Source organism: Pseudomonas sp. PICF6 (assembly GCF_009831705.1).
In the GTDB taxonomy this organism is placed as follows: Bacteria; Pseudomonadota; Gammaproteobacteria; order Pseudomonadales; family Pseudomonadaceae; genus Aquipseudomonas; species Aquipseudomonas rhizophila.
The window spans coordinates 232586-236299 of sequence record NZ_WUUD01000013.1 but is presented as its reverse complement, the minus strand read 5'-3'; the positions used below and the strand labels follow the sequence as shown (position 1 = coordinate 236299).

At 62.3% G+C, this 3714-nt stretch carries 4 protein-coding genes; 2 read left to right on the top strand and 2 right to left on the bottom strand.

Annotated elements, in window-relative coordinates:
* Window positions 1-372: DEAD/DEAH box helicase (locus tag GSM73_RS27010; RefSeq protein WP_256676737.1), on the bottom strand; the 372-nt coding region annotated here is incomplete at its 3' end.
* A 420-nt stretch (window positions 373-792) separates the two neighbouring features.
* On the opposite strand from GSM73_RS27010, the gene GSM73_RS06115 reads away from it, so the two are divergent.
* Complete coding sequence (locus GSM73_RS06115; RefSeq protein WP_047226200.1) at window positions 793-1380, top strand: YecA family protein; 588 nt, start codon at window positions 793-795, stop codon at window positions 1378-1380.
* 8 nt (window positions 1381-1388) lie between these two features.
* Window positions 1389-1784, top strand: a complete 396-nt coding sequence (locus GSM73_RS06110; RefSeq protein WP_160891878.1) for a YbaN family protein — start codon at window positions 1389-1391, stop codon at window positions 1782-1784.
* A 128-nt stretch (window positions 1785-1912) separates the two neighbouring features.
* Here GSM73_RS06110 and GSM73_RS27005 read toward each other — a convergent pair.
* Window positions 1913-3714, bottom strand: a 1802-nt coding sequence (locus GSM73_RS27005; RefSeq protein WP_256676736.1) for a type I secretion C-terminal target domain-containing protein, incomplete at its 5' end; no start/stop codon positions are given.

The following is a 3714-nucleotide window of genomic DNA, read 5'->3' as shown; positions in this document are numbered from 1 at the left end:
CAGCATGCGCGGCTGCACCAGGCGTTCCGGGGCCAGGTAGAGCATTTTTATTTCACCGCGCTTGATTCGCGCCGCCAGGTCCCGTTGCTGCTCGGCGCTGAGGGTCGAGTTCAGCGAAGCGGCTGCAACCCCCAGCTCTTCAAGGGTCGCGACCTGGTCGTCCATCAACGCAATCAGCGGCGAGACCACTACCGCCAGGCCGTTGCGCAACAGCGCCGGCACCTGGAAGCACAACGATTTGCCGCCGCCGGTGGGCATCAGCACCAGGGCATCGCCACCGCTGGCCACGCGCTCAATAATGGCACCCTGGCGGCCACGAAAACTGTCGTAGCCGAAGATGTCCTTGAGGACGCGTTGAGCCTGTTCGAGCATAAAAACTCCAAAAATCACCGAAACATCCCTGCAAGGCTGGTTCAGAATCAAAAACGCTGCACCGGCAAATCGTAAGTGCGCGTTTCGAAACGCCGGGACGCCGCAGGGCATCACAAAACGCGGCAGTATACCCGAGGGTTTCGTTGTAAAGGGTGATGCTGACAAGAGGTGTCGGGGGTCTTCCGGTTGCCATCAGTCCCTGTGGGAGCGAGCCTGCTCGCGATGACATCGGCCCATTCAACATCAATGCAAGCTGCTCCACCGCTATCGCGAGCAGGCTCGCTCCCACATTTGATCTGTGGGCGAGCGCAAATTTGTGTCCACCCCGGGCATTGGAGAGGCAAATACACCACGCGGCTGGCCTGGGCGCTCAAGAAGGCCTAGAATTCCCGCATTGTTTATTCCCCAAGGTAGCCTGTAATGTCCTTCGCTGAGCAACTGACCCGCCTGCAAGTCTTCCTCGACGCCGATGAGCTGCACGAAGAGGCGCTGGATTACGTGGCCGCTCACGGCTACCTGACCGCCCTGTCCATCTGTTCCGAACAGGTGCCGGAGCGTGAGTGGATCGACGCGCTGTTCGCCGAAGAGCCGCATTACGCCGACGATGCCGAGCGTGAGGTCATCGAAACCACGCTGGTGTTGCTCAAGGCCCACATCGCCCGTCAGTTGGCTTCCGACGAAGAATTCGAACTGCCATGCGAGCTGGACCTGGGCGATGACCCGGACGATTCGGAACTGCGTGGCTGGTGCATCGGTTTCATGGAAGGCGTGTTCCTGCGCGAAGCCGCCTGGTTCGAAACCGCCGAGGAAGAAGTCAGCGAAATGCTGCTGCCGATCATGGTCGGTTCCGGTCTGTTCGACGAGCAACCGGAGTTTTCCGACATCGCCGCCGACGCGAACCTGATGGACGACATGATCGTGCAGATCCCTGAAGCCCTCACCGCCCTGTACCTGCTGTGCAACGCCCCGGACGAGAAACCGGCGATCCTCAAGCCGCGCCACCACTGAGCCACCGGGTGCCCGCGCCCATCGGCAACCGCTCGCTGATCCTGCGCTACGCCCTGCTGGCCATTGGCTGGTTGAGCGTGGTGCTGGGGGTCATCGGGATCTTCATTCCCGTATTGCCCACTACCCCTTTCCTGCTGCTGGCCGCGGCCTGCTTCGCACGCAGCTCGCCACGCTTCTATCACTGGCTGGTGGGCCATCCGCGGCTCGGGCCCTGGATCGCTGATTACCTCAGCGGCAACGGCATCCCACTCAAGGGCAAGGTCTACGCCATCGGCCTGATGTGGGTGAGCATCCTCCTGTCCTGCTACCTGGTGCCCCTGCCGTGGGCGCGCGCATTCATGCTGACCAGTGCGGTGCTGGTGACGGTTTATATCCTCAAGCAAAAAACCCTGCATAAGCCCTGAAGTCGGCGCGAAGCTCCCTCGCCACAGGAGTATGGATGTCCTTCACCCGAAAAGCGTGCATCCCCTCAAAAACACAAAACCCGCCATATCCTATTTGAACATGACGGGTTTTGTTGTTTCAGTTCACCTCACACGGTGTCCACCTTCAACGAGTGATCATTCAACATTCCGTTGATGATGGTCGCCGTATCCGCCCCCGCGATCATGCCGTCCACGCCCGGTGTGACGCCGTAGTAGCTGGCGAGGTTGACGCCGGCCAGGTCGATGGTCTGGTTCGGCGCGGCGCCGGCCGTGGAGCTGACGTCGATGCTGGTCATGACCGACGCACCACTGCCGGTGACGCTGAAGTGCAGGTAATCGTCCAGGGACGCGCTGCTGCCGTTTTCCCCCAGCAACAGTTGCGACAGGTCGAGTTTGTCGAGGCCTGGGGTGAAGTCCGTGACCAGGTCATGGCCGCTGTTGCCCACCTGCCATTGGAAGGTATCAGCGCCGCTGCCTCCGGTCAGGGTGTTGTTGCCCAGGCCGCCGATCAACACGTCATCGCCACCACCGCCATTGAGCACGTCGTCGCCCAGGCCGCCGTTGATGCGGTTGCTGGCACTATCGCCGGTGAGGGTGTCGTTGAAGTTCGAGCCGACCAGGTTTTCGATGCCCGCCAGGGTGTCGATACCGGCGCCCACGGTGTTTTGCGCGGCTAACAGACCCAGGTTCACCGTAACCCCGGCACTGGCGTGGGCGTAGCTGGCGGTGTCGTTGCCGGTGCCACCGTCGAGCAGGTCGTTGCCGGCACCGCTGTAGAGCAAGTCGTTGCCCGCCTCGCCATGCAAGGCGTTGTTGCCCGAACCGGCGCTGAGTATGTCGTTGCCGTCGCCCGCGTTGAGGATGTTGTCACCCTCGCCGGCGATCAGCACGTCGTCTCCGGCCGTGCCCGTCAGGGTGTGGCCTGCCTGATAGCTGATGCCGACCGCTGCGCTGTCGCTGCCACCGTGATTGTCGCTGGCGGTGTAGCTACCGTGGTAATCCGGCGTACTGTCCTGGGCGCCGGCGTAGTTGACGGTCAAGGTCAGTTGGTAGTTTTCCGCGCCGTTGGGGTTGCCACCACTGCTATTGGTGATGTTGGTGACGCGGATCTGGTAGTTGCCATCGGCCGCCGCGGTGAACGAGGCCCCGTCGGTGATCGCGATGAAAGGCCCACCGTTGAGGGAGTACTCCAGGGCGATCCGTCCGGCCGCCAGGTTGTGGTCCAGGGTGAGGGTTTCCCCCTGCTTGAGGCTGATGTTGAGCCGGTCTTCATCGTTGGTGTTGTGGTTGGACACCATCCCCAGCGCACCGCTGACCACCAGCACCGCGGTCATGGTCGCGGCATTGGCGACAAAAGCGCCGCGGTTGAGGTTGATCGACTGCACGTTGTTACCGGTGAAGCTGACCGTGCCGGTACTGCCGGTGAAGTCTGCGCCCCTGGCAACCCAGCCGGTGTTGAAGCCGGTGGGCGACGCCGTGAGCGGGTCGCCGTTGGCGTCGCTGTCGTTGCCCAGCAGCATTTCTCCCGGGATCACGATGTTGCCCGACAGGACGTTGGTGATGATGTTGTCGTCGACTGCCACGGGCGGGCTGTTGGGGAGAACCTTGATCACCAGGCTGGAACTGGCTAGGTCGCCGTCGTTGTCGCTGATGGTGTAGCCGATGGTCTCGGTGATCAATGTGTTGGTGGCGGTCTGGGAGGTGTAGCTGTACTCGCCGGTGTCGAGATTCACCACCAGCGTGCCGTCGTGGTCGGTGGCGATACTCAGCGTGTTGTTGGCCGTGTTGAAGGTGCCATGGTTGGCCCCGCCGCTGGCGGTCAGCGCACCCTGTCCGGCGTTGGCGGCCGGATCGTAGCTGTAGGTGGTGCCATCGACCACCAGGCTTTTGACAAACCCGCCGTCGGCGC

Bases quoted from the DNA above. Each gene is read 5' to 3' on its own strand.
- GSM73_RS06115 (WP_047226200.1), top strand. From the start codon at position 793: ATGTCCTTCGCTGAGCAACTGACCCGCCTGCAAGTCTTCCTCGACGCC.